Source organism: Nocardia sp. NPDC056564 (assembly GCF_042793755.1).
In the GTDB taxonomy this organism is placed as follows: domain Bacteria; phylum Actinomycetota; class Actinomycetes; order Mycobacteriales; family Mycobacteriaceae; genus Nocardia.
The window spans coordinates 244,968-269,096 of sequence record NZ_JBHTUR010000013.1; the positions used below are offsets into that span (position 1 = coordinate 244,968).

Here is a 24,129-nt window from a genome sequence, read left to right on the forward strand (position 1 = left end):
TCATGAGTACTTCGCAGCGGTCATCCGGTTGGGCGGCCCCCACAGCGAGCGTGGTCGTATTCTGCACGCTCGCACCACTGGTCGGGATCATGACCCGCGAACAACCGATCCTGATCGCCGCGCTCGGCGTGCTCGGCGTCGCGATACTGAGCCTCTCGGCGGCTTCCACGGTGCGGTGGTTCCAGCGTCGCTGAGGTTCTCCGCTACGGTGGCCCCGTGACCTTACGAGTCCTGGCGTACATACCCAGCCCCCCGCAGGGCGTGTGGCACATCGGCCCATTCCCGCTGCGGGCCTACGCGCTGTGCATCATTCTCGGCATCATCGTCGCCATCTGGTGGGGCGAGCGCCGCTGGCGCGACCGCGGCGGCCAGCAGGGCGCGATCCTGGACGTCGCGATGTTCGCGGTGCCGTTCGGCCTGGTCGGCGGCCGGCTCTATCACGTCGCCACCGACTGGCAGAAGTACTTCGGCCCGGACGGTGACCCCAAGGCCGCGCTGGAGATCTGGAACGGCGGCCTCGGCATCTGGGGCGCGGTGCTGCTCGGCGGCGTCGGCGCCTGGATCGGCTGCCGGGTGTATCGAATCCCGTTGCCCGCGTTGGGCGATGCCATCGCCCCGCCGATCCTGCTCGCGCAGGCCATCGGCCGGCTCGGCAACTACTTCAACCAGGAGCTCTACGGCCGCACGACCGACCTGCCGTGGGGTCTGGAGATCTTCTTCCGCTACGACGACAACCTGAAGCCGGACGCGATGAACGGCGTCTCCAACGGCGTCGTGGACAAGGTCGTGCACCCGACGTTCCTGTACGAGCTGATCTGGAACGTGCTGATCGTCGTGCTGCTGGTGCAGCTGGACAAGCGCTACCGGATCGGGCACGGGCGGCTGTTCGCGCTCTACGTCGCGGGTTACAGCTTCGGCCGCTTCTTCGTCGAGCTGATGCGCGACGACGAGGCGACCAAGATCGCCGGCATCCGGATCAACTCGTTCACCTCGGCGCTCGTATTCCTCGCGGCCATCGCCTATTTCGTGTTCGCGACGAAGGGGCGCGAGACCGCCGAGCAGTTGCAACCGAGCAAGGAGCAGCGCCCATGGCCGTGGCAGATCGGCGCGTTGCGCGCGGCGGGCGCGGCGAACGCGACTTCGGACACGGTTGTGCTGGAGGGGGATTCGGCCACCGAGACCGACGGTGCGACGGCCACGGACAAACTGGAGACCGACGAGTCCGGTAAAACGACGGATGCGGAGCCGGACCAGGACGCCGATTCCACGCCCGACGCCGACCCGACCGCCGAAACCAGCGCCGACGCGGACACCGAGCGCACCACCGAGTTGACGAAGAAAACCACGGACTCCGACAAGTCCTGAATACACCGGTGCCGCCGCGAATTACGCGGCGGCACCGCTGTCTCCGCCGCCGGTTTGCTCCGAATTTCCCGCCGCCGATAACAATGCCGCATCACCCGCGATAATCCGGGAGAATGCCGAACGTTACGGGGCGACAAATCCCAGCGCTCCGACCACAATGTCTCGTGATCGTCGCGAGCGTCCCCCGCTCGGCAGATCGATCAATGCCGGGCAGTGGGTGCCCAGCACGAATGATGGAGGACATTGGTGACCGACCCCTACCAGCAGAACAACCCAGGATTCGGCGGGCCGCAGTACGGTCCGCCCGGCACGGGGCCGGATCTGAACAAGCCGCAGGACACCGCGGCCATGCCGCAGCAGTACGACGCGCAGCCCTACGCCCAGCCGTCGGACCCGTACGCCCAGCAGCCGCAGTACGGCCAGCCAAACCCGTACGGCCAGCAGCCCGGTGGCTACCCGCCGGCCGGCTTCGGCCCGCAGGGCTACAACCCGAACGACCCCGAGGCCCCCTGGGGCCGCGACCAGTTCGGCGCTCCGTTCTCGGACAAGCAGAAGCTGATCGCGGGCCTGCTGCAAATCTTCCTCGGCAGCTTCGGTGTCGGTCGTTTCTACACCGGCCACACCGGCATCGCCATCGCCCAGATCGCCGTCACCTGGCTGACCTGTGGCTTCGGCTTCATCTGGCCGCTCGTCGACGGCATCATGATGCTGGTCGGCAAGGTGCCCGACAGCGAAGGCCGCCCGCTGCGCGACTGAGCACACCGATAGCCGACGGGCATCGCCGATCCGGCGGTGCCCGTTCGTCGTTCCCGACCCATCTCCGCGATGGAACGGCAGGTCAGAGCCCCGAGAAATAGGGGCGGCGCCGTGCGACGCGCGCTCGAATTCGGCGAGTACAACCCTTTCGCGCACCATGATCGATATAGGGTCCATCGGATAAGTCCCGGCGTAGCATGAGCCGGATTTGCGTGTTGTGCGTGGGATGTCCGCGTACCGAAGAGAGGGAACCCGTGCGTCGCAAGCTGTTCGCCGCCGCCATGCTCGCCATCGTCGCCGCCACCGGGCTCACCGCCTGCGGGAGCAGCAGCGATCCGAACGTGTTGAAGGTCGGCACCGAAGGCACCTACTCCCCGTTCAGCTTCCAGGGCCCCGACGGCAAGATCACCGGCTACGACGTCGAGGTGGTCCAGGCCGTGGCCGACAAGCTCGGCAAGAAGGTCGAGTTCGTGCAGACCCCGTGGGACGCCATCTTCGCCGGCCTCGAGTCCAAGCGCTTCGACCTGGTCGCCAACCAGGTGACGATCAACGACGAGCGCAAGAACAAGTACGCGCTCTCCGCCCCGTACACCACCTCCGACGGCGTGATCGTCACCCGCGCCGACAACAACGCCATCACCACCCTCGCCGACCTCAAGGGCAAGACCTGCGCCCAGTCCGCGACCAGCAACTGGGGCAAGGTCGCCACCAACGCGGGCGCGAAGGTCGAGGCGGTGGAGGGCTTCGTGCAGGCCATCCAGCTGCTGAAGAACGGCCGCGTCGACGCCACCGTCAATGACACCCTGGCCGTCGCCGAGTACACCAAGAAGACCGGCGACACCGGCGTGAAGGTCTCCGGCAAGACCGGTGAGACCAGCAAGCAGGCGTTCGCCGCGCGCAAGGACGACGCGCTGATCAAGGACGTGGACAAGGCGCTGACCGAGCTGCGCGCCGACGGCACGCTGGCGAAGATCTCGGACAAGTACTTCGGCACCGACGTCAGCAAGTAGCCGACGCCCTCCATGGATGCCGCTACCAGGGAACTGATCTGGCACAACCTGTGGCCGATGCTGCAGGCGACGCTGAAGATGACCATCCCGCTCACCGCGGTCAGCTTCGTCATCGGCCTGACGATCGCGCTGTTCGTCGCGCTGGCCCGGATGTCGCCGGTGTGGCCGTTGTCCGCGGCCGCCCGGTTCTACATCTCGATCATCCGGGGCACGCCGCTGCTGGTGCAGCTGTTCATCGTGTTCTACGCGCTGCCGCAGTTCGGGGTGGTGATCGATCCGTTCCCGGCGGCGGTGATCGCGTTCAGCCTCAACGTCGGTGGCTACGCCGCGGAGATCGTGCGCGCGTCCATTCTCAGCGTGGCGAAGGGGCAGTGGGAGGCGTCGCAGGCGCTCGGGCTGACGTATTCGCAGATGATGCGGCTGATCATCCTGCCGCAGGGGTACCGCATCGCGGTGCCGCCGCTGTCCAACACGTTGATCTCGCTGGTGAAGGACACCTCGCTGGCCTCGACCATCCTGGTGACCGAGCTGCTGCGCGTCGCGCAGCTGGCCGCCGCGCCGACGTTCGACTTCTTCGCGCTCTACGGCGTCGCGGCGATCTACTACTGGGTCATCTGCCTGATCCTCGGGTTCGGTCAGACCCGGCTGGAGACGCGTCTCGCGCGGCACGTGGCGACCTGACCCGACCCTCTCGTGCGAACCCCGGCCATCCGACATCGGTGGCCGGGGTTCTTGCGTGAGGGGCCACCCGCATCGCGAAAACCGGCACGATCCATGACACGGCAACATCTGAAACAGCGATGCTCCAGCTATCCGTTTTCGTGCGATTCGTCATCGAAAATATCTACCAACGAGTAACATTCGATTGCCGTTGTTTCAAATAGATGGCGCTGGCCAGGGATGTTGCGCGATGCGTAACGACTTGGAGGTTTCACCAAGTCGCGGTTCATTTTTTTACTAAGCTTTCACCTGGGGCACAGGCGGCCCCTGGCACCGGTCGGGACTAGGCTCTACCCGTGATGCGACGGACGAAGATTGTGTGCACGCTCGGCCCGGCTACTGCCTCCGAGGACCGTATCCGCGAACTCGTCGAGAGCGGCATGGACGTGGCTCGACTGAACTTCAGTCACGGCGAACACGCGGATCACGCAGAGAACTACAAGAAGGTGCGGGCCGCCTCCGATCACCTGGGCAGAGCGGTCGGCATCCTGGCCGACCTCCAGGGACCGAAGATCCGGCTCGGCCGATTCATCGAGGGCAAGACCGTCTGGGCGACGGGCGAAGAGGTCAGGATCACCGTCGACGACGTCGACGGCACCCATGACCGGGTTTCGACCACCTACAAAGAACTCGCGCAGGACGCGAAGGCCGGCGACCGGCTGCTGGTCGACGACGGCAAGGTGGGGCTCACCGTTATCCGGGTGGACGGCAACGACGTCGTCTGCCGGGTGACCGAGGGCGGACCGGTCTCCAACAACAAGGGCGTTTCGCTGCCGGGCATGGACGTCTCGGTGCCCGCGCTGTCCGAAAAGGACATCGAGGACCTGGAATTCGCGCTGAAGCTCGGCGTCGACTTCATCGCGCTGTCCTTCGTGCGATCGCCGTCGGATATCGAGTTGGTCCATGACGTCATGGACAAGGTCAACCGCCGGGTGCCGGTGATCGCCAAGCTGGAGAAGCCGGAGGCGATCGACAACCTGGAGGCCATCGTGCTCGCGTTCGACGCGGTCATGGTCGCCCGCGGTGACCTCGGCGTCGAACTGCCGCTCGAGCAGGTTCCGATTGTGCAGAAGCGGGCCATCCAGATGGCGCGGGAGAACGCCAAGCCGGTGATCGTGGCGACCCAGATGCTGGAGTCGATGATCGAGAACTCGCGCCCGACCCGGGCCGAGGCCTCCGACGTGGCGAACGCGGTGCTCGACGGCGCCGACGCGGTGATGCTCTCCGGCGAGACCTCGGTCGGCGCCTGGCCGATCGAGACGGTGCGCACCATGGCGCGCATCGTGCACGCGGTGGAGACCGAATCGACCAGGGTGCCCCCGCTGACCCACGTGCCGCGGACCAAGCGCGGGGTCATCTCTTACGCCGCCCGCGACATCGGCGAGCGGCTCAACGCCAAGGCGCTGGTCGCGTTCACCCAGTCCGGTGACACCGTGCGCCGCCTGGCCCGGCTGCACACCCCGCTGCCGCTGCTGGCGTTCACCCCGCTGCCGGAGGTGCGCAGCCAGCTCGCGCTGACCTGGGGCACCGAGACCTTCATCGTGCCGATGGTGGACACCACCGACGCTATGATCCACCAGGTCGATGTAGCACTGCTGTCCATGGAGCGATACCAGAAGGGTGACCTCGTGGTCATCGTGGCCGGCTCCCCGCCGGGAACGGTCGGTTCCACCAACCTGATCCACGTGCATCGCATCGGTGAGGAGGATCATTAACTGTGAACAGTTCTCTTGGAGGGTCGGTCGTCGATTCGTCGGCGGCCGGGAAGTCTGATCTGGACGTTTTGCTCGGTCTGCTCGATCTGCAGCAGATGGACGAGGACGTGTTCGTCGGGCAACATCCGGAGAAGGTGTGGAGCCGCACGTTCGGCGGCCAGCTCGTCGCGCAGGCGATCATCGCGGCGGGCCGCACGGTCGGTGACCGTCCGGTGCACGCGATCAACGCGCATTTCGTGCGCGGCGGCGATCCCAAGAAGCCGATCGAGTACCGGGTGGACCGGCACCGCGACGGCCGCGCGTTCGCCAACCGCACCGTCACCGCCCTCCAGGACGATCAAGAGCTGTTCGTGATGCTCGCGGCGTTCCAGGACTGGCACAAGGGCCTCGAGCACGGGCACCCGCTGCCCGAGGTGCCGGACCCGGAGACCCTGCCGCGCATCGAGGAGAGCTTCGTCGGCTTGGAAGACAAGCTGGAGATGTTCATCAAGGCGCCGCACCCGATCGACATGCGCTACACCAACGACCCGGCCTGGATCATGAAGGGCACGGGGGAGCGGCTCAACCACAACCGGGTGTGGATGCGCACCGACGGGCGGCTGCCCGACGATCCGCTGCTGCACGTTGCGACGCTGGGCTATTCGTCCGACACCACGGTGCTGGACTCGATCATCACCACGCACGGGCTGTCCTGGGGACTGGACCGGATCGTCGCGGCGACGGTGAACCACTCGATCTGGTTCCACCGGCCGTTCCGGTTCGACGACTGGGCGCTCTACGCCACCGAGTCGCCGGTCGCCTCCGGTTCGCGTGGGCTGGCGACCGGTCGCTTCTTCTCCCGTTCCGGGGAGCTGCTCGCGACCACCGTGCAGGAGGGGCTGATTCGGCACTTCCCGGCGCGGGGCAAGTAACCGATCCGCTGAACTTCGCCGCATCCGCTTCCCGAGCCGTCGGGAAGCCGGTGCGGCGCAGTCTTTTCCGGGGTCAGATCCGTTCGCGCTCGACGTCGAGGTCCAGGTCCGCGCGCTGCCTGGCGCGGATCGAGAACGGGATGTTCTGGCCCGGCTCGGTGCGCGCGGCGCCGTAGATCCCGTGCAGCAGTTGCTGTTCCAGGCCGGCCATGTCGGCGTCGGTGAGTTCGGCAGGCGCGCCGACCAGGCTGAGCGCGATCTCGTAGGTGCCGCGCTCGCCCGGCTCGTCGCCGGGATGCTCCATCCGCCACTGGGTTTCGAGGGTGACGTGGTTCGGATCGTCGGTGTCCACCGGGAGCGTGAAGCGCCACGCGAACACCTCGCGGTCCTGCAGGTGGTCGTCCACGACCTCGCGCACGGTCTCGACGACTCGTTCGAGGGTTTCCGGTGTCACATACACATGGAGCGAAACATCCGAAATGCGTTTCGGCATGTCTATTCCTGTCGTGTGTCGAACCAGCAACGGTGGAAGTTGGTGTCCGCGGGAGTGTAATACGTCCGGCCTGGAAATGGACATAGCAGCTCTGCATTGCTGTGTCGGAGATCGGTATTTGGGTCGAAAGACTACCTGATGCGGTGCGCCGCCAGAAAGGACGCCAGCGGTGGGGAAGTCTCGCCGGGCTCGATGACCAGGCCGGGGCGTTCGTCGGCCGCCGGGCGCGACTGCTCATGTGGGGCCAGCGCGAGCAGCAGCGGCACCAGCGCCTCCGCGATCCGGTCGCCGACCTCGCAGTAGGCCTGCTCGGACAGTCCGATCGGGTCGGTGATGTTCTCCCGGCCGACGATCGACAGATCGTTGCGCGCCCGTTGCAGTTCGGCGATCGAGCGGGCCCCGGTCACGTGCGCGATCCGGTGCGCCTCCAGGAGGGTGAAGGTGCGCGAGGCGACGCCGAAACCCATCTCGCTCACCGTGTCGCGGATCTGCTGGGTCATGGTCAGCACCAGATCGGCGTTGTCCACCATCTCGTCCCTGAGCCTGCGCGCCTTGAACCCGCTCGCGTCCGCGCCGAGCCCCTCGATCGCCTGCGCGGCCAGTGGTTCAGCCGGGAAGCCCACCAGGGCACGGGTTCCGGCGCTCTCCGCGGTCAGGTTCGGCAGGGCGTGTTCGACCGCGAGCGCGCGGGTGAGGCGCTCGGCAATCACCGAACGGCAAACATTGCCGTTGCAGACGAACAGGACGTGCATAGGAATACGGTAAACGTTCGATAACGCCGCCGATGTCCGAAAACCTCCGAAAACCACGGTCTAGACCAATATTTCATCTACCGGTCAGATGCCGTACACGAATGGCGGCGCACCTGAGGTGTGCGTCGCATTTACCGATGATCATGTTCGACTGTGTCCCTGTGCACTTACCCCACGCCGCAATCATCGAAACGCAATGTTGTGATTGCCCTGTGATAGGACAGTACAGCCGATCATGGGACGATCGGGTCGCTAGTCGAGTTCGCCGCTGTAGTAAGTCTTTTCGTCCACCACGGGTGCCACCTTGGACGGCTGGTCGTGCACGCGCCCCCGGGTGGAGAACATCCGCCCGCGCGAGGAGATCACCGGCGCGAACCGCGCCATCCCCGTCGAGCCGTCCATGTCGTCGTACATCGCGTCGATGCCGCCGCGCATGAAGTACGCCTCGTGCCAGAACCCGGTGCCGCCGGCGTCCTGCAGGAACTTCTGCCACCAATCCCGGTGCGGCGCCGACCGGGTCCACGCCTCCAGGCTGTCCAGATCCCGCCAGTACTGCCGCGCCCCCCAGTGCGGCGGAAACAGCGACCAGATCACGTCCTCGTGCGACAGCAACCCGTCCGGCCGATCCTGATGCGACCGATACAGTTTCGGCCCCAGCCCGAGCAGCCGCAGGATGCCGCGCGGCTTGCGCACCCGCATCCCGAGATAGATGACGACCAGATCCGGATATCCACCCAGATCCACCGTATTCCTGCTCACCCGCATCGCAACCTCCGCTGATTTGGGCGTCCTAGTGCCACCCTACGCGCGTGAATACGAGGCAGATCGCCGAACAGTTCGATGAGCAGCGGCCGCCTTTCTCGATCCATGCCGGAGCAAGCACGCCACACGCTGTCCGGTGTGTCCGATCCGGGCTACCGAGGTCTCCGAATGTGTAGTCGTACGGTGGATCGGATTGGCTGGTCCGCTTCTATGAATGGGAGCCCTTTTGCCTACTGCTCGAGCCCGACTCGCCTCGCTGGTCCAAGCTCGTACCCTCGTCTCCGCCATACTCGCCGTCACCGCCGGTCTGCTGCTGACCAACCCGATCGCCGTCGCCGCCGACCCGCCCAGGTTGTGCACCGCCGAGCAAGAGCGTGCGGCCGAAGGTAATGAAGACGCCGCCAGGGCCTGCAACGAGGCTCGCGCCGCCAGCGCCGCAGCCCGATACCGGGCCGTCCCGCTGAACGCGGAGCTCAAAGCTGAGTGGGTACGCCCCAATGCGCCCAAAAGTGATGTCGGAGTCAGCCCGCAAAAGAAGAAGAGTCTCTTCGGTTCGTTAGGGGTCTACGCGGAGCCCGCTAGCGACGCCTTCAAGGCCACCTGCCTGTTCGCCGCGAAGAAGGAGAAGGGCGAGCTGTGCGTGGACCACAAGAAATGTATGGCGTCGTCGAACGGTTCGGCTGGTTACTGCGACACGGTCGCCGGTGGTCGCCCCGACGACGGTGTCGAACGGGACGATTCATCGCTGCCGGAAAAGCTCCAGGATGTAAAGCGCACGGCCGTCGAAGCCGCTGACGCGGCCTCGGTGCTCGGCGGACACGACGATACCGCGGAGAATCGCATCGCGCTGGACGAGGTGGAAGAGGCGGCCACCGCGGCCGTCCAAGCTATTGGTTGGCTCAACTGACCTGCGCGCGGACCCCTTGCGCCGACGAAGGATTCGGCGGTGCGACATGACCTCTGCGGGCGCGGTAGACCGTTTTGGAACGCGGAAGAGGGCTGCTTTGGAACCCGAACCCTGGATTCTGGCAGTTTCGCCGAAAACCCCTGTGCACCAACCATTTCAGTCGGTGGCATGACGTAAAGTGCTCGACACCTCCAACCGAGGGGCGGTGGACATGGTCCAGACACCGCGCCCAGGAGGGAGGTGGTGGGGAATGGCGAAACATCGCCGGGCAAAGAGCAAGGCCCCGGTCGACTACGGCATCTTCTTGACAGCTGCTGCCGTAGTCGCCGGGGCGCTCATGCTGGTCCGCTGGTTGCGGGCTAGCTAAACCCACCAGGTGGGGCGTCGTCGTAAGCGGCGTCCCACCGCCCAGCATCACTCACGTGACACTCAGATAATACTCGACTACGAACAAACCGCCGCGATTCGAACCACAACGCGAGCTCAGCACGAGATCAACCCCAACGCTCCGCACCCGCCAGCCCTCACTACTCAGCTGTCACCCCGAAACCCCACATCCGCAAGGGTTTTGACATCCGCACCCGTGTCGCCCCGGCAAGTCGGCGTGCGAGAAACCAGAAGGCGTGCGCGAAATCAAAAGATATGCGGCATCCACCCCAACGCGAGACCCTCGATCGACCGCCCCCTGCCCAACCCCGCTGCCAAATATGCCAAGCATGCAGCTGACCAAACACCCCATGTTCGCAAACCCCCGCGACCGCAAACCCCCATGACCGCAACATCCCAACAAACGCAACCACTAGAAGGGGGGTTCGGGGGGCGAAGCCCCGCCGAGCGGGGCCCGGGGGTTGCACCCCCGGAAAAAACGACGAGACGACCCAGTTCGCGCCTACCGCGAACATGGATCGCCCATCGTCGAGTGCCGAGTGTGGGACTCGAACCCACACGTCCTTTCGGACAACGGTTTTTGAGACCGTCGCGTCTGCCAGTTCCGCCAACCCGGCGCACCGGGAGGAAATGATAGCGGGTGGGGCGGGCTGGTACCTAACCGGTTGCTCGGCAACCCGCGGCCGACCGGTTTGCCCTGGGTATATGCGTTCTATGCCGAAGTGAAAGGTACTCTTTACATCACTCGATAGCGCGGCGGTGAGGTCGATGGTCGGCTCGTTGGACCAACGTCCAGCCTTCGGCGTGTCGGGACAGGCATCTGAACCAGAGGGGTCTACCTATGAGCACAGCAGCAGGGGGCGCAAGCACTAAGCGCGACGCGGGGGCGAAGCGGGTCGTCGTCGCGGAGGATGAGGCGCTCATCCGCATGGATCTGGTCGAGATGCTGACCGAAGAGGGTTACCTGGTTGTGGGTGAGGCCGGCGACGGCCAGCAGGCGGTGGATCTGGCGGTGGAGCATCGCCCGGATCTGGTGATCATGGATGTGAAGATGCCGCGCCGGGACGGTATCGATGCGGCGGCGGAGATCGCGTCGAAACGGGTTGCGCCGGTGGTGATTCTGACGGCGTTCAGTCAGCGCGATCTGGTCGAGCGGGCGCGCGACGCGGGCGCGATGGCGTATCTGGTGAAGCCGTTCACCAAGTCGGATCTGGTGCCTGCGATCGAGTTGGCGGCGAGCCGCTTCCATGAGATCACCGCGCTGGAGGGCGAGGTGGCGAACCTGTCCGACCGCCTGGAGACCCGCAAACTGGTGGAGCGGGCCAAGGGCGTGCTGATGCAGACTCAGGGGCTTTCCGAGCCGCAGGCTTTCAAGTGGATTCAGCGGACCGCGATGGATCGCCGGACTACGATGAAGGCCGTCGCCGAGGTCGTGTTGGAGAACTTGGCGCCCAAGTGAGCGACCGGGTCCGCTGAGCGGACCCCGAAGGCAGGGCACGGCGTGTCGAAGGACTGCGTCCGTCTGAGCCGATTAAGCGTGGATTTTACGCGGGTGAAACGCAATCGTGAACAAAAATTCGACACGATGTCGCGTTCATGATCCGAATGTGATGCGGAACTAACGTATGGACGCTAAGTTCTGACCGGGTCGACGTGGTCGGCCTCCTCGGTGATCCCGGGGGAGCACAGGACTTAGAGGTGAAACGTGCTTAGTTCGACATGGCACAGTCGTACGACGCGAGGTGTTTTGGCTATCGGCGCTGCCGCCGCGCTGGTGCTGACCGGATGCAGTGACAAATCGACCAGCACCGGTGGGACGGACACGTCCGGCACCAGCGGCGCGGCCGGGCTGTCCATCCAGCCGGTGGCGCAGGTAGACATCAACGGCAAAGAGGTGCCGAAGACCGACCCGGCGAAGGCCGCCGACCCTGCCGGTGACGGCAAGGCGACCTGCCCGGCCGGCACGACCATCGCCTTCGCCGGCGCGTTGACGGGCCCGAATGCCGCGCTCGGGATCAACATTCAGATGGGCGTCAAGCTGGCGCTCGACCAGCACAACAAGGCCAACGCGGGCTGCAAGATCGAACTGAAGTCGTTCGACACCGAGGGCGACCCGCAGAAGGCCACCCAGGTCATTCCGCAGGTGGTCAACGACAAGTCGATTATCGGCCTGGTCGGTCCGGCGTTCTCCGGCGAGACCAAGGCGACCGGCAAGATCCTCAGCGACGCGGGCCTGGTCTCGGTGACCTCCTCGGCCACCAACGCCACGCTGACCCAGAACGGCTGGACCACCTTCTTCCGCGGCCTGGCCAACGATGACGTGCAGGGTCCGTCCGTGGCGAAGTACCTGACCGGCACCGCGGGCTACAAGAAGGTCTGCGTCGTCCAGGACAACAGCGACTACGGCACCGGCCTGGCCAAGAGCATCACCGACGGTCTCGGTTCCGCGGCCGACGCGGCCTGCTCGTCCAGCATCAAGACCGGTGACAAGGACTTCTCCGCGACGGTCACCAAGATCGCCTCGGCCAACGCCGACGCCGTCTTCTACGCCGGCTACTACGCCGAGGGCGCGCCGCTGGCCCAGCAGCTGAAGTCCGGTGGCTTCAAGGGCGTCTTCATCGGTCCCGACGGCGTGAACGACCCGCAGTTCCTGTCCCAGGCGGGCAGCGCGGCCAAGGGCGCGATGCTGACCTGCCCGTGTGGTCCGGCTCCGGAGAAGTTCGCCAAGGACTACCAGGCCTTCAACGGCCAGGCGTCCGGCGTGTACTCGGTGGAGGCCTACGACCTGGCCACGATCCTGGCCAAGGGCATCGACGGTGGCAAGGTCACCCGTCCCGACCTGCTCGAGTACGTGAAGTCCTACGACGGTGCCGGCCTTGCGCGCCAGTACAAGTGGAACGCCAACGGCGAACTGAGCAACGCGTTGATCTGGATCTACACGGTCAAGTAACCCACCCGAACGATCGCGCAGCACGTACCGGGGTTCGCGCGAATCCCAGTACGTGCTGCTGTGTCGTTAGGGGCGAATCTATGAGGGCGAATCGATGAGGGCGAATTAGCGAAATGACTTCAACGGCATTAACCGGCGCTGTACAACTCGCCGGCGGATCAATCGACTTCAACTATGAAGGAGTGATCCACGATTTCTGGCGACTGACCGTCGACGGATTGTCCTACGGTGCGATCTACGCGCTGGTTGCTGTGGGCTACACCCTGGTCTACGGCGTTTTGCGGCTGATCAATTTTGCCCATTCGGAAATATTCATGCTCGGCTTGTTCGGCCAGTATGTCGGGCTGATGTTGCTCGGGTTCTCGCCCAGCGGTGATGTCTACTCCCAGGGCATCATCCTCACCATTACCTATCTGGCGTTGGCCATGATCTTCGGCATGGCGGTGTCCGGCGCCGCCGCGGTCGGATTGGAGCGCGTGGCCTATCGGCCGCTGCGCAGACGCGGCGCCAAACCACTGATCTTTCTCATCACCGCGATCGGCGCCTCGTTCGTGATCCAGGAGGTGGTGCACTTCGTGCTGCCGAAGATCTGGCCGAACCTGGGCGGCACCAACGCCCAGAAGCCGATCATGCTGGTGGAGCCGACCAAGCAGTTCAGTTTCGGTGGCGCGGACATCACCAACGTGACGCTCGTGATCATCGGCGCCGCGGTCATTCTCGCGATCGCCACCGAACTGCTGATCAATCAGACCAAGTTCGGCCGCGGCATCCGGGCGGTCGCGCAGGATCCCGATACCGCGACGCTGATGGGCGTCTCGCGGGAGCGGATCATCATGCTCACCTTCCTCATCGGCGGCGTGCTCGCCGGTGCGGCGGCGCTGCTGTACGCGCTCAAGATCCCGAACGGGATCATCTATTCGGGCGGGTTCATCCTCGGCATCAAGGCGTTCAGCGCCGCGGTGCTCGGCGGCATCGGCAACCTGCGTGGCGCGCTGCTCGGCGGCCTGCTGCTCGGGCTGGCGGAGAACTACGGTCAGATCCTGTTCGGCACCGAATGGCGTGACGTGGTCGCGTTCGTGGTGCTCGTGCTGGTCCTGATGATCCGCCCGACCGGCATTCTCGGTGAGAGCCTCGGGAAGGCGCGAGCATGAGTGAGACGAAAACTGTTACCCCGCCGACCAAGCCGGAGCGGCCGATGCACGGCATCGGTGACAGCCTGCGCGCCTGGTGGGGCGGATTGTCCCGGCCCGCGCAGTGGGCCGTCGGCGTTCCCGCCATCATCGTGCTGGCGTTGCTTCCGTTGTTCCCGCCGCCGTTCCTCGACACCCCCGGTACCAGCTTCGGCGGCGTGATGGCGCAGTTCGCCATGTACGCGCTGCTCGCGGTCGGCCTGAATGTCGTTGTCGGACAGGCGGGTCTGCTCGACCTCGGCTATGTCGGCTTCTACGCCGTCGGTGCGTACACCGTCGGCCTGCTCACCAGCCCCAACAGTCCGTGGAATCAGACGGACGGCGGCTGGCTGAGCGAGGACTGGGCCTGGCTGGCCTGCCTGCCGCTGGCGGCGGCGGTCACCGCGGTCTCCGGCCTGATCCTCGGCACCCCGACGCTGCGCTTGCGCGGCGACTACCTGGCCATCGTGACGCTCGGCTTCGGCGAGATCGTCCGGCTGCTCGCCGACAACCTCGGCGACGTGACCAACGGCAGCCTCGGCCTGTCCGGCATCGCCTACCCGCACATCGGCGAGTCGGAGCACAAGCAGAACGGCGTGTTCTCCTCCGGCAATGTCGGAAACTCGGACACCTCCAACATCTTCGACAAGGCGAACGCGGGCACCTGGTGGTTCTGGGTCGGCATGATCCTGGTGATCATCGTCCTGCTGATCGTCGGCAACCTGGAGCGCAGCCGAGTCGGCCGGGCCTGGGTCGCGATCCGCGAGGACGAGGACGCGGCCGAGATCATGGGCGTGCCGACGTTCAAGTTCAAGCTGTGGGCCTTCATGATCGGCGCCGCGGTCGGCGGGCTCTCCGGCGCGCTGTACGCGGGTCAGGTGCAGTTCATCAACCCGACCGGGTTCAACATCATCAACTCGATGCTGTTCCTGTGCGCGGTGGTCATCGGCGGGCAGGGCAACAAGCTCGGCGTGATCGTCGGCGCGTTCATCATCGTGTACCTGCCGAACCGGTTGCTCTCGGTGCAGGCCGTCGGGCAGACCGCGGTCGGCTGGTTGCTGATCGTGTTCAGCATCGCCGTCGTGGTCGCGTTGATCGTGTTCTGGCGCAGGTGGGCTCGTGATCAGGAGCGACCGATCAGACTGGGGTATGTGGCCGGGTCGATCGTGGCGGTCGTGGTGCTGCTCGTGCTGCTCGGCAACGTGCTGAAGTTCCACGAACCGGGCGCGCAGTCGCTCGGCGACTACAAGTATCTGTTCTTCGGTATCACGCTGATGGTGGTCATGATCTTCAAACCGCAGGGCCTCTTCCCGGTCCGGCAGAAGCTGCTCGCCTACGGGCGTCAGGTGTACCAGGCCGTGCGCAGGCCGTTCGGCGACGACGCGATCGGGGCGACCCGATGACCGGCCCTGGCGCCGGTGGCGCACTGTTCGACAACGAGGACATGGCCGCGGGCTACGCGGCCGAACCCGAGACCGAGCCCAGTGCCGGCGTGGTCGATCTGACCGCGGTGATCCCGGACCTGGCCGACGCGGAGACGGTCGCGGAGGTGGTCGCCTCCAGCCGGGAGATCGAAACGGCCGTCGGCGCGCCGCTGTTGCGCACCGAGGACCTGACCGTGAAGTTCGGCGGCCTGACCGCGTTGGACGCGGTGAGCTTCGAGATCCGCCGCGGCGAGATCCTCGGCCTCATCGGCCCCAACGGGGCGGGCAAGACCACCTGCTTCAACGCGATCACCGGCGTCTACCGGCCCGCGTCCGGCACGGTGTACTTCGACGGCGCTCCGCTGACCAAGACCAAGCGCAACGCCATCACCCGGTTGGGCATCGCGCGCACCTTCCAGAACATCCGGCTCTTCGGCGAGATGACCGCGCTGGAGAACGTGGTGGTCGGCACCGACGCCAGGCACAAGACCTCCGTGCCCGGCGCCATCTTCCGGACCGCCCGGCACCGGCGCGAGGAGCACGACGCGATCGAGCGGGGCATGGCGCTGCTCGAATTCGTCGGCATCGCACCGAAAGCGGTGGAGAAGGCGCGCAACCTGTCCTACGGCGATCAGCGCAGGCTGGAGATCGCCAGGGCGCTGGCCACCGAGCCGAAGCTGCTCTGCCTGGACGAGCCCGCCGCCGGGTTCAATCCGAGCGAGAAGTCGGCGCTGATGGATCTGATCCGCAAGATCCGCGACGACGGGTTCACCGTGCTGCTGATCGAGCACGACATGCGCCTGGTGATGGGCGTGACCGACCGGATCGTGGTGCTGGAGTTCGGCCGCAAGATCGCCGACGGGCTGCCCGCCGATATCCGGGAGGACCCCGCGGTGATCGCCGCCTATCTCGGTGTGCCCGACGACGGCACCGAGTCGGGGACGGCAAGCGCGCACGGGACGGACGGGTAGGAGCAGCGATGGCATCGCACAGAGAACCGGATCAGCAGGCCGTCGACGTGACCAAGGGCGGCGGTTCCGACGCGCTGCTCGAGGTCACCGACATGGTCGTCAATTACGGCAGAATCCAGGCGCTGCACGGGATTTCGCTGTCCGTGGCGGCCGGCGAGCTGGTCACCCTGCTCGGCGCGAACGGCGCGGGCAAGACCACCACCATGCGGGCGTTGTCCGGGCTGCTGCCGCTGACCCGCGGCAAGATCATGTTCGAGGGTCGCGACATCACCCACATGAAGGCGCACGAACGGGTGGGCGAGGGGCTGATCCAGGCACCGGAGGGCCGGGGTGTGTTCCCCGGCATGACGGTGCAGGAAAACCTCGACATGGGTTGCTACGGAAGGCCGTTCAAGCAGAAGGCGGAATACGCCAAGACGCTCGACTGGGTCTTCGAGCTGTTCCCGCGGATGGCCGAGCGGCGCAAGCAGGTCGGCGGCACGCTCTCCGGCGGCGAGCAGCAGATGCTCGCCATCGGGCGCGCGCTGATGGCCCGGCCGCGGCTGCTGTTGCTGGATGAACCGTCGATGGGCTTGGCGCCCATGATCATTCAGCAGATCTTCCGGATCATCTCGGAGATCAACCAGCAGAGCACCACGGTGCTGCTGGTCGAGCAGAACGCCCAGCAGGCGCTCTCGCGCAGCGACCGCGCCTACATCATGGAGACCGGCGAGGTCACCAAGACCGGCTCCGGCCGGGAGCTGCTCACCGATCCGTCGGTGAAGTCGGCTTACCTCGGCGTCGGATAGTCACGGTGTAAACCCCAGTGCCGCAAGGCCGCCCTCGAGGCATGATCGTGACCATGAATGGTCATGATGAGCTGATAGGTCTGGCCGAGCGGTACTGGGACACCTTCCTGGAGGCCAAACCGAGCGACGCGACGTTGCTCGGCGATCGGCGGTTCGACGACCGCATCGAGGATCTGTCCGCCGCGGCCGACGAGCGGTTGCTCACGACCTGGCGCGAGTTGCTGGGGAAGGTCGACGCACTCGATGCCGGACAACTCGACGAGACCGATCGGGTCACCCGGGGCCTGTTGCGCACCGAATTGACCGGGGTGATCGACCGGCTGGAATGGCGGCCGCTGGAGCTGGCCTCCGATCAGATGGAGGGCGTGCACGCCTACCTGTTGACGCTGGCGCCGCAGACCAACGCGCCGACGCCGGGCAGCGCGCGGGCACTCGTGCTGCGCTTCCGGCAGTACGGCGACATGCTGGCGCAGGCGGTCGAACGGTTCCGCGCCGGCCTCGCCGCGGGTCGCACGCCGGCCCGGATCACCCTCGAACGGTCGCTGAACCAGCTCGACAGTTACCTGGCCTCGGAGCTGTCCACGGATCCGTTCGTCACCTTCGCCGGCCCGCCGGACTGGGACGGCGAGGCGTTTTGGCGGGCCGAATTGACCGATGTGGCAAGGGATATCATCCGCCCGGCGTTTCAGACGTATCGCGAGGTGCTGTTCGACGAGCTGCTGCCCGCGAGCCGCTCCGACGACCAGCCGGGACTGTGCTGGCTCGGCGACGACGGCGAGGACATCTACCGCCGTCAGCTGCGCTACCACACCACCCTGCCCGACCTTGGCGCCGAGGAGATCCACGAGCTCGGCCTGGCCGAACTCGAGGCGCTGCGCGAGGAGTACGCGACGGTCGGCGAACGGCTGTTCGGCACCGCCGAGCTCGGTCCGATCTTCGCCAGGCTGCGCGACGATCCGTCGCTGTGTTACGTCGACGGCGAGCAGATCATGTTCGACGCGCGCCACGCGCTCACCGCGGCGAACGCGGAGATGGGCAACTGGTTCGGCAGGCTGCCCAAGGAATCCTGCGACATCGTCGCGATGCCGGACTTCCTCGCCGCGGACGCGCCCGCCGCCTATTACTTCCCGCCCGCCGCCGACGGGTCCCGTCCCGGCACCTACTACGTCAACACCTATCACCCGACCGGTCGCGGCCGGTTCGAGACGGCCGCGGTCGCCTTCCACGAGGGCGTCCCCGGCCACCACCTGCAACTCACCATCGCGAACGAACTCGACCACCTGCCCCGCTTCCAGCGCCAGTCCTACGCGAATACCGCGTTCGTCGAAGGCTGGGCGCTCTATACCGAGCGTCTCGCCGAGGAGATGTCGCTGTACGAGGACGATCTCGGCCGCCTCGGCATGCTCGCCGGCGACTCCCTGCGCTCCTGCCGCCTCGTCGTCGACACCGGCCTGCACGCCAAGGGCTGGACCAGGCAGCAGGCCATCGACTTCATGGTCGCCAACGCCCCCGCCGGCCTCGCCGAGATCACCACCGAGGTGGACCGCTACATCGGCATGCCGGGTCAAGCCGTCGGCTACAAGGTCGGCCAACTCGAAATCCGCCGCCAGCGCCTCACCGCCACCGAACGCCTCGGCAGCGCCTTCGACATCAAGGCCTTCCACGACAAGGTCCTCGGCTCCGGCTCGGTCAGCCTCCCGGTCCTCCGCGAGCTGGTCGCTTCTTTGCTGTGATCCGGTGCGCCGCCCGCTTCAGGATTCGTCCTCGGGCGGGCGGCGGCGGATGCCCTCGGGGGTGAAGGAGAAAGACGCCGCGAACGGGCCCGCGCCGTGGCGGATCGCGACGAGGACCGGCTCGGGGTGCTCGTCACCGCTGCTCCACAGGTGAAAGAAGACCATTGGGTCTGATTTGTTGTCGGTCGCGTAGGCCAGCGTTTTCTCGTAGCGCGGGTTCGTGCCGCCGAACAGCGCGCTGGGGCGGCCGAACGCGTCGAGCACGTCGGTCCACGTGCGGTTCGTGGAGACGAACGATTCGATCGAGTCGACCAAGGTGGTGTGCTCGCCGACGGTGAGTGCCCGGTCGACGCGCAGCCAGCCGCGTTGCCGAGCTGCCTCGGCATACATCGACGGCAGCGCCGAGTAAAGGTCTTCGGGGAGGTGGCGTTTCAACGCGCCCTGGACGCCGGTCGGGGTGAAAGCATTGCGCGCGCGCCAGGATTCGTGCAGGTCAGCCACTCCGTTGTCGGCGTCTTCCAGAAAGAAGAGATGGTCGAACAGTGTCCACAGCGCCGGTTCACCGCCATACATCTCGAGTCGGCGCAGCATCAGATTGACCTGCTCGATCAGGTAGGCGTGCATGGCTTCGGCGGAACGGACCATCGGGATTCGTACTCCTCGTGACGCTCCGGCGGATTCGGATGCCGGACCGCCGGCACGGGCGAATGTTATCCGGGTCACTCGGCGAGGCGGGCGGTACTCATCCGCTGTGCACGGGTGTCGGCGTATCGGCTTGTCGGTGCTGGTCCCTACACTCTGTGGCGTGAGTTCACCCACGACTGCTCAGCGTCCTGCCACCGCGTCCGGCTCCAGCGATTCCGCGTCGGGTGACCGGCCGACTCTGCTGTTGCTGGACGGGCATTCGATTGCCTATCGCGCGTTCTTCGCGCTACCGGCGGAGAACTTCAAGACGGTGACGGGGCAGACCACCAACGCGGTGTACGGGTTCACCGCGATGCTGATCAACCTGCTGCGCGACGAGAAGCCGACGCACATCGCGACGGCGTTCGACGTGTCCAGGAAGACCTTCCGCACCGAGGCGTACCCGGAGTACAAGGCGAACCGTTCGCAGACGCCGGACGAGTTCCGCGGGCAGGTCGAACTCACCAAGGACGTGCTCGGCGCGATGGGCATCCCGGTGATGGCGATCGACGGCTTCGAGGCCGACGACCTCATCGCCACGCTGACCACGCAGGCCGTGGCGCAGGGTTTCCGGGTGCTGATCGTCTCCGGCGACCGCGACGCCATCCAGTTGGTCGACGAGAACGTGACGCTGCTCTACCCGCGTAAGGGCGTCTCCGACCTGACCCGCTTCACCCCCGACGAGGTGTTCGCCAAGTACGGTCTCACGCCCGCCCAGTACCCGGATTACGCGGCGCTGCGCGGCGACCCGAGCGACAACCTGCCCGGCATCCCCGGTGTGGGGGAGAAGACCGCGGCCAAGTGGATCCGCGAATACGGCGACCTGAACAGCCTGGTCGACAAGGTGGACGAGGTGAAGGGCAAGGTCGGCGATGCTCTGCGCGCCAACCTGAGCAGCGTCGTGCTGAACCGTCAGCTCACTGAGATGATCCGCGACGTGCCGCTGCCCTACACCCCCGATCAGCTGGCGCAGCAACCGTGGGACCGCAACAAGATTCACCAGCTCTTCGACGACCTGGAGTTCCGCGTGCTGCGGGACCGCCTGTTCGAGACCCTGGCGCCGAAGGAGCCGGAGGCCGAGGCGGGCTTCGAGATCAGCGGCGGTGCGCTGGAGGTCGGCGCGGTGGCCGGCTGGCTCGCCGAGCACGCGAAAGCCGGTGTCCGGCAGGGCGTTTCGATCGTCGGCTCCGGCACTCCCGGCAACGGTGACGTGCGCGCGCTCGCCATCGCGGCCGCCGACGGGGAGAGCGGCTACATCGATGTCGCCATCCTGACCCCGGAAGACGAAGCGGCCCTTGGCGCTTGGCTCGCCGACCCGGCCGTGCCGAAGGCCCTGCACGAGGCCAAGTCCGCCATGCACGCCCTGCGCGGTCGCGGCTGGACCCTCGGCGGTCTCACCAGCGACACCGCGCTCGCCGCCTACCTGGTCCGCCCCGGCCAGCGCAGCTTCAACCTCGACGACCTGTCCCTGCGCTACCTGCGCCGCGAGCTGCGCGCCGAGACCGACGAGACCCCGCAGCTGTCCCTGCTCGACGACGAGGACACCGTCGACGCCGAGGTCGCGCAGACCGAAATGCTGCGCGCCCGGGCCGTCGCCGACCTCGCCGACGCCCTCGACACCGAACTCCAGCAGATCGAATCCGTTCCGCTGCTGGAGGATATGGAGCTGCCGCTGCTCGGCGTCCTCGCCAACCTGGAGGACGCCGGCATCGCGGTCGACACCGACCAGTTGGAGACGCTGCAACGCCAGTTCGCCGACAAGGTGACCGAGGCGGCCAACGCGGCCTACGAGGTGATCGGCAAGCAGATCAACCTCGGCTCGCCCAAGCAGTTGCAGGTGGTGCTGTTCGACGAGCTGGACATGCCGAAGACCAAGCGCACCAAGACCGGTTACACCACCGACGCCGACGCGCTGGAATCGCTGTTCGAGAAGACCGAGCACCCGTTCCTGCAACACCTGCTCGAGCATCGGGACGCGACCCGGTTGAAGGTGACCGTCGACGGCCTGCTGAAGTGCGTCGCCGACGACGGCCGCATCCACACCACGTTCAACCAGACCATCGCCGCGACCGGCCGGTTGTCCTCGACCGAGCCGAACCTGCAGAACATCCCGATCCGCACCGACACCGGCAGGCAGATCCGCGACACCTTCGTCGTCGGCTCCGGCTACCAGTCGCTGATGACCGCCGACTACAGCCAGATCGAAATGCGCATCATGGCGCACCTTTCCGAGGACGAGGCGCTGATCGAGGCGTTCAACTCCGGTGAGGACCTGCACACCTTCGTCGCGTCCAAGGCCTTCGACATCCCGATCGCCGAGGTCACCCCGGAGCTGCGCCGCCGGATCAAGGCCATGTCCTACGGCCTCGCCTACGGTCTGAGCTCCTACGGTCTCGCGGCCCAGCTGAAGATCAGCACCACCGAGGCCAAAGAACAGATGGACGTCTACTTCGACCGTTTCGGCGGCATCCGCGACTACCTGTACGAGGTGGTCGAGCAGGCCCGCAAGGTCGGCTACACCTCCACCCTCTTCGGCCGCCGCCGCTACCTGCCCGACCTCGACTCCAGCAACCGCCAGCGCCGCGAAGCCGCCGAACGCATGGCCCTCAACGCCCCCATCCAGGGCACCGCCGCCGACATCATCAAGGTGGCAATGATCAACGTGCACAAGGCAATCCAAGAGGCCGGCCTGCGCTCCAGGATGCTCCTGCAAATCCACGACGAGCTCCTCTTCGAGGTAGCCGAGGGCGAAAAGGAAACCCTCGAGGCCCTCGCCAAGGAACAAATGTCCGCCGCCATCCACCTCTCGGTGCCGCTGGAAGTCTCGGTCGGCGTAGGCCGCAGCTGGGACTCCGCCGCCCACTGACCCCAGGCCCCCGCCTATGTCCCGTCCACCGCAAGGTCTCGCTGCGAACGGGACATAGGGGTGCCGAATCGGGAGAAAATCCACGGTGATGTCCCGTTGACGGCCACTGCTTCGCGCGGCCGGGACATGGCAGTGGTGAATCGTGGGAAAGTCTGCGGTGATGTCCCGTTGACGGCAACTGCTTTGCCCGGCCGGGACATGGCAGTGGTGAATCGTGGGAAAGTCCGCGGTGATGTCCCGTTGACGGTAACTGGTTCGCGCGGCCGGGACATGGCAGTGGTGGATCGTGGGAAAGTCCGCGGTGGTGTCCCGTTGACGGTAACTGGTTCGCGCGGCCGGGACATGGCAGTGGTGGATCGTGGGAAAGTCCGCGGTGGTGTCCCGTTGACGGTTACTGCTTTGCCCGGCCGGGACATGGCAGTGGTGAATCGTGGGAAAGTCCGCGGTGGTGTCCCGTTGACGGTAACTGCTTTGCCCGACCGGGACATCGCAGTGGTGAATCGTAGGGAAGCACCCGGTGGTATCCCGGTGGGATGTGCTGAGCGATGGATGCGTGGCGCAGGGCCATGGTCGTGCTGGATCAGGTGAATGCCTCGGTGGCGTCCCATCGGCGGTGGCCGTTCATCGTGGTCGGGACATGGATGTGGCAAAACGCGGATGGGTCCGCGGTGGCGTCCCGCTGGTGAGCGGACCGGGCGAAACTCGGATTGCCCGGGGACGCGCGGGGAAGTTCCGTGTGCCGGCGCACTAGGCGTGCGTGCACACCGTGCGAGGCACCGCGGATGCCGATCGCGAGAACACTCATGGCGACGGCCAATTCATGGCGCGCCAGCCAGCCGCCCCGACCAACCGCCCTATCCCGGCGATCCACCCGTGCTAAGCCCAGTCCAACCGGCCACCACCGCCAACGGGACATGATGCCGCCGAACCGCGGGAAACTCCACCGCGCTGTCCCATTGGCGACAGCCGCCGACGCCGAGCGGGACATGGTGGTGGCGAATCGCGGGTATGACTCCCGTGATGTCCCGTTCGCGGTGACTGACGGTCGAGGGGCGGGATGGGGATGGCGAGTTGGGGTGAGCGTATCGGTGTCCCGGTGGCGGCCACCGTTGATCGTGGGCGGGACATGGTGGTGGCACACCATGGGTGAGTTCGCCGTGATGTCCCGCTGGTGGTAGTTGCTCGCGCCGAGCGGGACGTGATGGGGGTGAATCGTTGGTATGGCTGTCGTGATGTCCCGTTGGTGGTGACTAACGGCCGCGAACTGAGGGCGAGGGTGGCGAATTGGGGGGCGCGAGGGTGGCGAATTGGGTGAGCGTGTTGTCGTCCCGGTGGCGGTCACCGTTGATCGGGGGCGGGACGTGGTGGTGGCGCGCCTTGGGTGAGTTCGCCGTGGTGTCCCGTTGGTGGCGGTTGCTTGCGACGAGCGGGACGTGGTGGTGGCAAATCACGGGTCTGACTGTCGTGATGTCCCGTTGGTGGTGGCTGACGGCCGCGAAGTGAGGGTGAGGGTGGCGAGTTGGGTTGAGTGTGTTGGTGTCCCGTGGCGGTCACTGTTGATGGTGGGCGGGACATGGTGGTGGCACGCCTTGGGTGAGTTCGCCGTGATGCCCCGTTGGTGGCGGTTGCTTGCGACGAGCGGGACGTGACGGGGGTGAATCGTTGGTATGGCTGTCGTGATGTCCCGTTGGTGGTGGCTGACGGCCGCGAAGTGAGGGTGAGGGTGGCGAGTTGGGTTGAGTGTGTTGGTGTCCCGTGGCGGTCAC

20 protein-coding genes and 1 tRNA gene are annotated in these 24,129 nt (G+C 66.2%); 16 read left to right on the forward strand and 5 right to left on the reverse strand.

Annotated features, from left to right (window positions below; translation table 11 throughout):
* Window positions 1–2: 2 nt before the first annotated feature.
* The 7 genes from ACFQ9K_RS29365 to ACFQ9K_RS29395 all read left to right on the forward strand — a co-directional run bounded on the left by ACFQ9K_RS29365 (window position 3) and on the right by ACFQ9K_RS29395 (window position 6,477).
* Complete coding sequence (locus tag ACFQ9K_RS29365; protein ID WP_378716205.1) at window positions 3–194, forward strand: hypothetical protein; 192 nt, start codon at window positions 3–5, stop codon at window positions 192–194.
* Window positions 195–216: 22 nt separating this feature from the next.
* Window positions 217–1,365 carry a prolipoprotein diacylglyceryl transferase gene (lgt, locus tag ACFQ9K_RS29370; RefSeq protein WP_378716207.1) on the forward strand — a complete coding sequence of 383 codons (1,149 nt, stop codon included), beginning with the start codon at window positions 217–219 and terminating at the stop codon, window positions 1,363–1,365.
* Between the two features lie 246 nt (window positions 1,366–1,611).
* Window positions 1,612–2,121: an NINE protein gene (locus ACFQ9K_RS29375; RefSeq protein ID WP_378716209.1), complete on the forward strand. Its 510-nt coding sequence runs from the start codon at window positions 1,612–1,614 to the stop codon at window positions 2,119–2,121.
* A gap of 281 nt (window positions 2,122–2,402) precedes the next feature.
* Window positions 2,403–3,131, forward strand: a complete 729-nt coding sequence (locus tag ACFQ9K_RS29380; RefSeq protein ID WP_378716234.1) for an amino acid ABC transporter substrate-binding protein — start codon at window positions 2,403–2,405, stop codon at window positions 3,129–3,131.
* A gap of 12 nt (window positions 3,132–3,143) precedes the next feature.
* Complete coding sequence (locus ACFQ9K_RS29385; protein ID WP_378716212.1) at window positions 3,144–3,812, forward strand: amino acid ABC transporter permease; 669 nt, start codon at window positions 3,144–3,146, stop codon at window positions 3,810–3,812.
* A gap of 335 nt (window positions 3,813–4,147) precedes the next feature.
* The gene (pyk, locus tag ACFQ9K_RS29390; protein WP_378716214.1) at window positions 4,148–5,566 is read left to right on the forward strand and encodes a pyruvate kinase; all 1,419 of its coding nucleotides are present in this window, start codon (window positions 4,148–4,150) and stop codon (window positions 5,564–5,566) included.
* Between the two features lie 95 nt (window positions 5,567–5,661).
* Window positions 5,662–6,477, forward strand: a complete 816-nt coding sequence (locus ACFQ9K_RS29395; RefSeq protein ID WP_378716237.1) for an acyl-CoA thioesterase — start codon at window positions 5,662–5,664, stop codon at window positions 6,475–6,477.
* A 73-nt stretch (window positions 6,478–6,550) separates the two neighbouring features.
* On the opposite strand, the gene ACFQ9K_RS29400 is transcribed toward ACFQ9K_RS29395, so the two are convergent.
* The 3 genes from ACFQ9K_RS29400 to ACFQ9K_RS29410 form a co-directional block, all read right to left on the reverse strand.
* Window positions 6,551–6,970 carry a hypothetical protein gene (locus ACFQ9K_RS29400; RefSeq protein ID WP_378716217.1) on the reverse strand — a complete coding sequence of 140 codons (420 nt, stop codon included), beginning with the start codon at window positions 6,968–6,970 and terminating at the stop codon, window positions 6,551–6,553.
* A gap of 131 nt (window positions 6,971–7,101) precedes the next feature.
* Window positions 7,102–7,722, reverse strand: coding sequence for a low molecular weight phosphatase family protein (locus ACFQ9K_RS29405; RefSeq protein ID WP_378716219.1), 621 nt, complete (start codon window positions 7,720–7,722; stop codon window positions 7,102–7,104).
* 252 nt (window positions 7,723–7,974) lie between these two features.
* On the reverse strand, window positions 7,975–8,487 hold the full coding sequence (locus ACFQ9K_RS29410; RefSeq protein WP_378716221.1) for a monooxygenase family protein: 513 nt from the start codon (window positions 8,485–8,487) through the stop codon (window positions 7,975–7,977).
* Between the two features lie 211 nt (window positions 8,488–8,698).
* On the opposite strand from ACFQ9K_RS29410, the gene ACFQ9K_RS29415 reads away from it, so the two are divergent.
* Complete coding sequence (locus tag ACFQ9K_RS29415; RefSeq protein WP_378716223.1) at window positions 8,699–9,391, forward strand: hypothetical protein; 693 nt, start codon at window positions 8,699–8,701, stop codon at window positions 9,389–9,391.
* A gap of 920 nt (window positions 9,392–10,311) precedes the next feature.
* Here ACFQ9K_RS29415 and ACFQ9K_RS29420 read toward each other — a convergent pair.
* Window positions 10,312–10,395 (reverse strand) — tRNA-Leu (locus tag ACFQ9K_RS29420).
* Window positions 10,396–10,619: 224 nt separating this feature from the next.
* Here ACFQ9K_RS29420 and ACFQ9K_RS29425 point away from each other — a divergent pair.
* The 7 genes from ACFQ9K_RS29425 (at window position 10,620) to ACFQ9K_RS29455 (ending at window position 18,813) form a co-directional block, all read left to right on the forward strand.
* On the forward strand, window positions 10,620–11,237 hold the full coding sequence (locus ACFQ9K_RS29425; RefSeq protein ID WP_150406672.1) for an ANTAR domain-containing response regulator: 618 nt from the start codon (window positions 10,620–10,622) through the stop codon (window positions 11,235–11,237).
* Between the two features lie 288 nt (window positions 11,238–11,525).
* A complete protein-coding gene (locus tag ACFQ9K_RS29430; RefSeq protein ID WP_378716226.1) occupies window positions 11,526–12,728 on the forward strand; it encodes a branched-chain amino acid ABC transporter substrate-binding protein in 1,203 nt (400 codons plus the stop codon).
* Window positions 12,729–12,841: 113 nt separating this feature from the next.
* The gene (locus ACFQ9K_RS29435; RefSeq protein ID WP_378716229.1) at window positions 12,842–13,879 is read left to right on the forward strand and encodes a branched-chain amino acid ABC transporter permease; all 1,038 of its coding nucleotides are present in this window, start codon (window positions 12,842–12,844) and stop codon (window positions 13,877–13,879) included.
* Window positions 13,880–13,923: 44 nt separating this feature from the next.
* A complete protein-coding gene (locus ACFQ9K_RS29440; RefSeq protein ID WP_378716239.1) occupies window positions 13,924–15,300 on the forward strand; it encodes a branched-chain amino acid ABC transporter permease in 1,377 nt (458 codons plus the stop codon).
* Entirely contained in the window at window positions 15,297–16,292 is a 996-nt protein-coding gene (locus ACFQ9K_RS29445) for an ABC transporter ATP-binding protein (protein WP_378716231.1), read from the forward strand. The genes ACFQ9K_RS29440 and ACFQ9K_RS29445 overlap by 4 nt, the downstream gene beginning before the upstream one ends.
* Window positions 16,293–16,384: 92 nt before the next feature.
* Window positions 16,385–17,080 carry an ABC transporter ATP-binding protein gene (locus ACFQ9K_RS29450; RefSeq protein WP_378983854.1) on the forward strand — a complete coding sequence of 232 codons (696 nt, stop codon included), beginning with the start codon at window positions 16,385–16,387 and terminating at the stop codon, window positions 17,078–17,080.
* Between the two features lie 53 nt (window positions 17,081–17,133).
* Complete coding sequence (locus ACFQ9K_RS29455) at window positions 17,134–18,813, forward strand: DUF885 domain-containing protein (protein WP_378719799.1); 1,680 nt, start codon at window positions 17,134–17,136, stop codon at window positions 18,811–18,813.
* An 18-nt stretch (window positions 18,814–18,831) separates the two neighbouring features.
* Here ACFQ9K_RS29455 and ACFQ9K_RS29460 read toward each other — a convergent pair whose 3' ends face one another.
* Window positions 18,832–19,437, reverse strand: a complete 606-nt coding sequence (locus ACFQ9K_RS29460) for a hypothetical protein (RefSeq protein ID WP_378719801.1) — start codon at window positions 19,435–19,437, stop codon at window positions 18,832–18,834.
* A gap of 181 nt (window positions 19,438–19,618) precedes the next feature.
* Between ACFQ9K_RS29460 and polA the strand changes: the two genes are divergently transcribed.
* Window positions 19,619–22,363 (forward strand): DNA polymerase I, encoded by a 2,745-nt coding sequence (gene polA, locus ACFQ9K_RS29465; protein WP_378983846.1) that lies wholly within the window; start codon window positions 19,619–19,621, stop codon window positions 22,361–22,363.
* The last annotated feature ends 1,766 nt before the right edge of the window (window positions 22,364–24,129 follow it).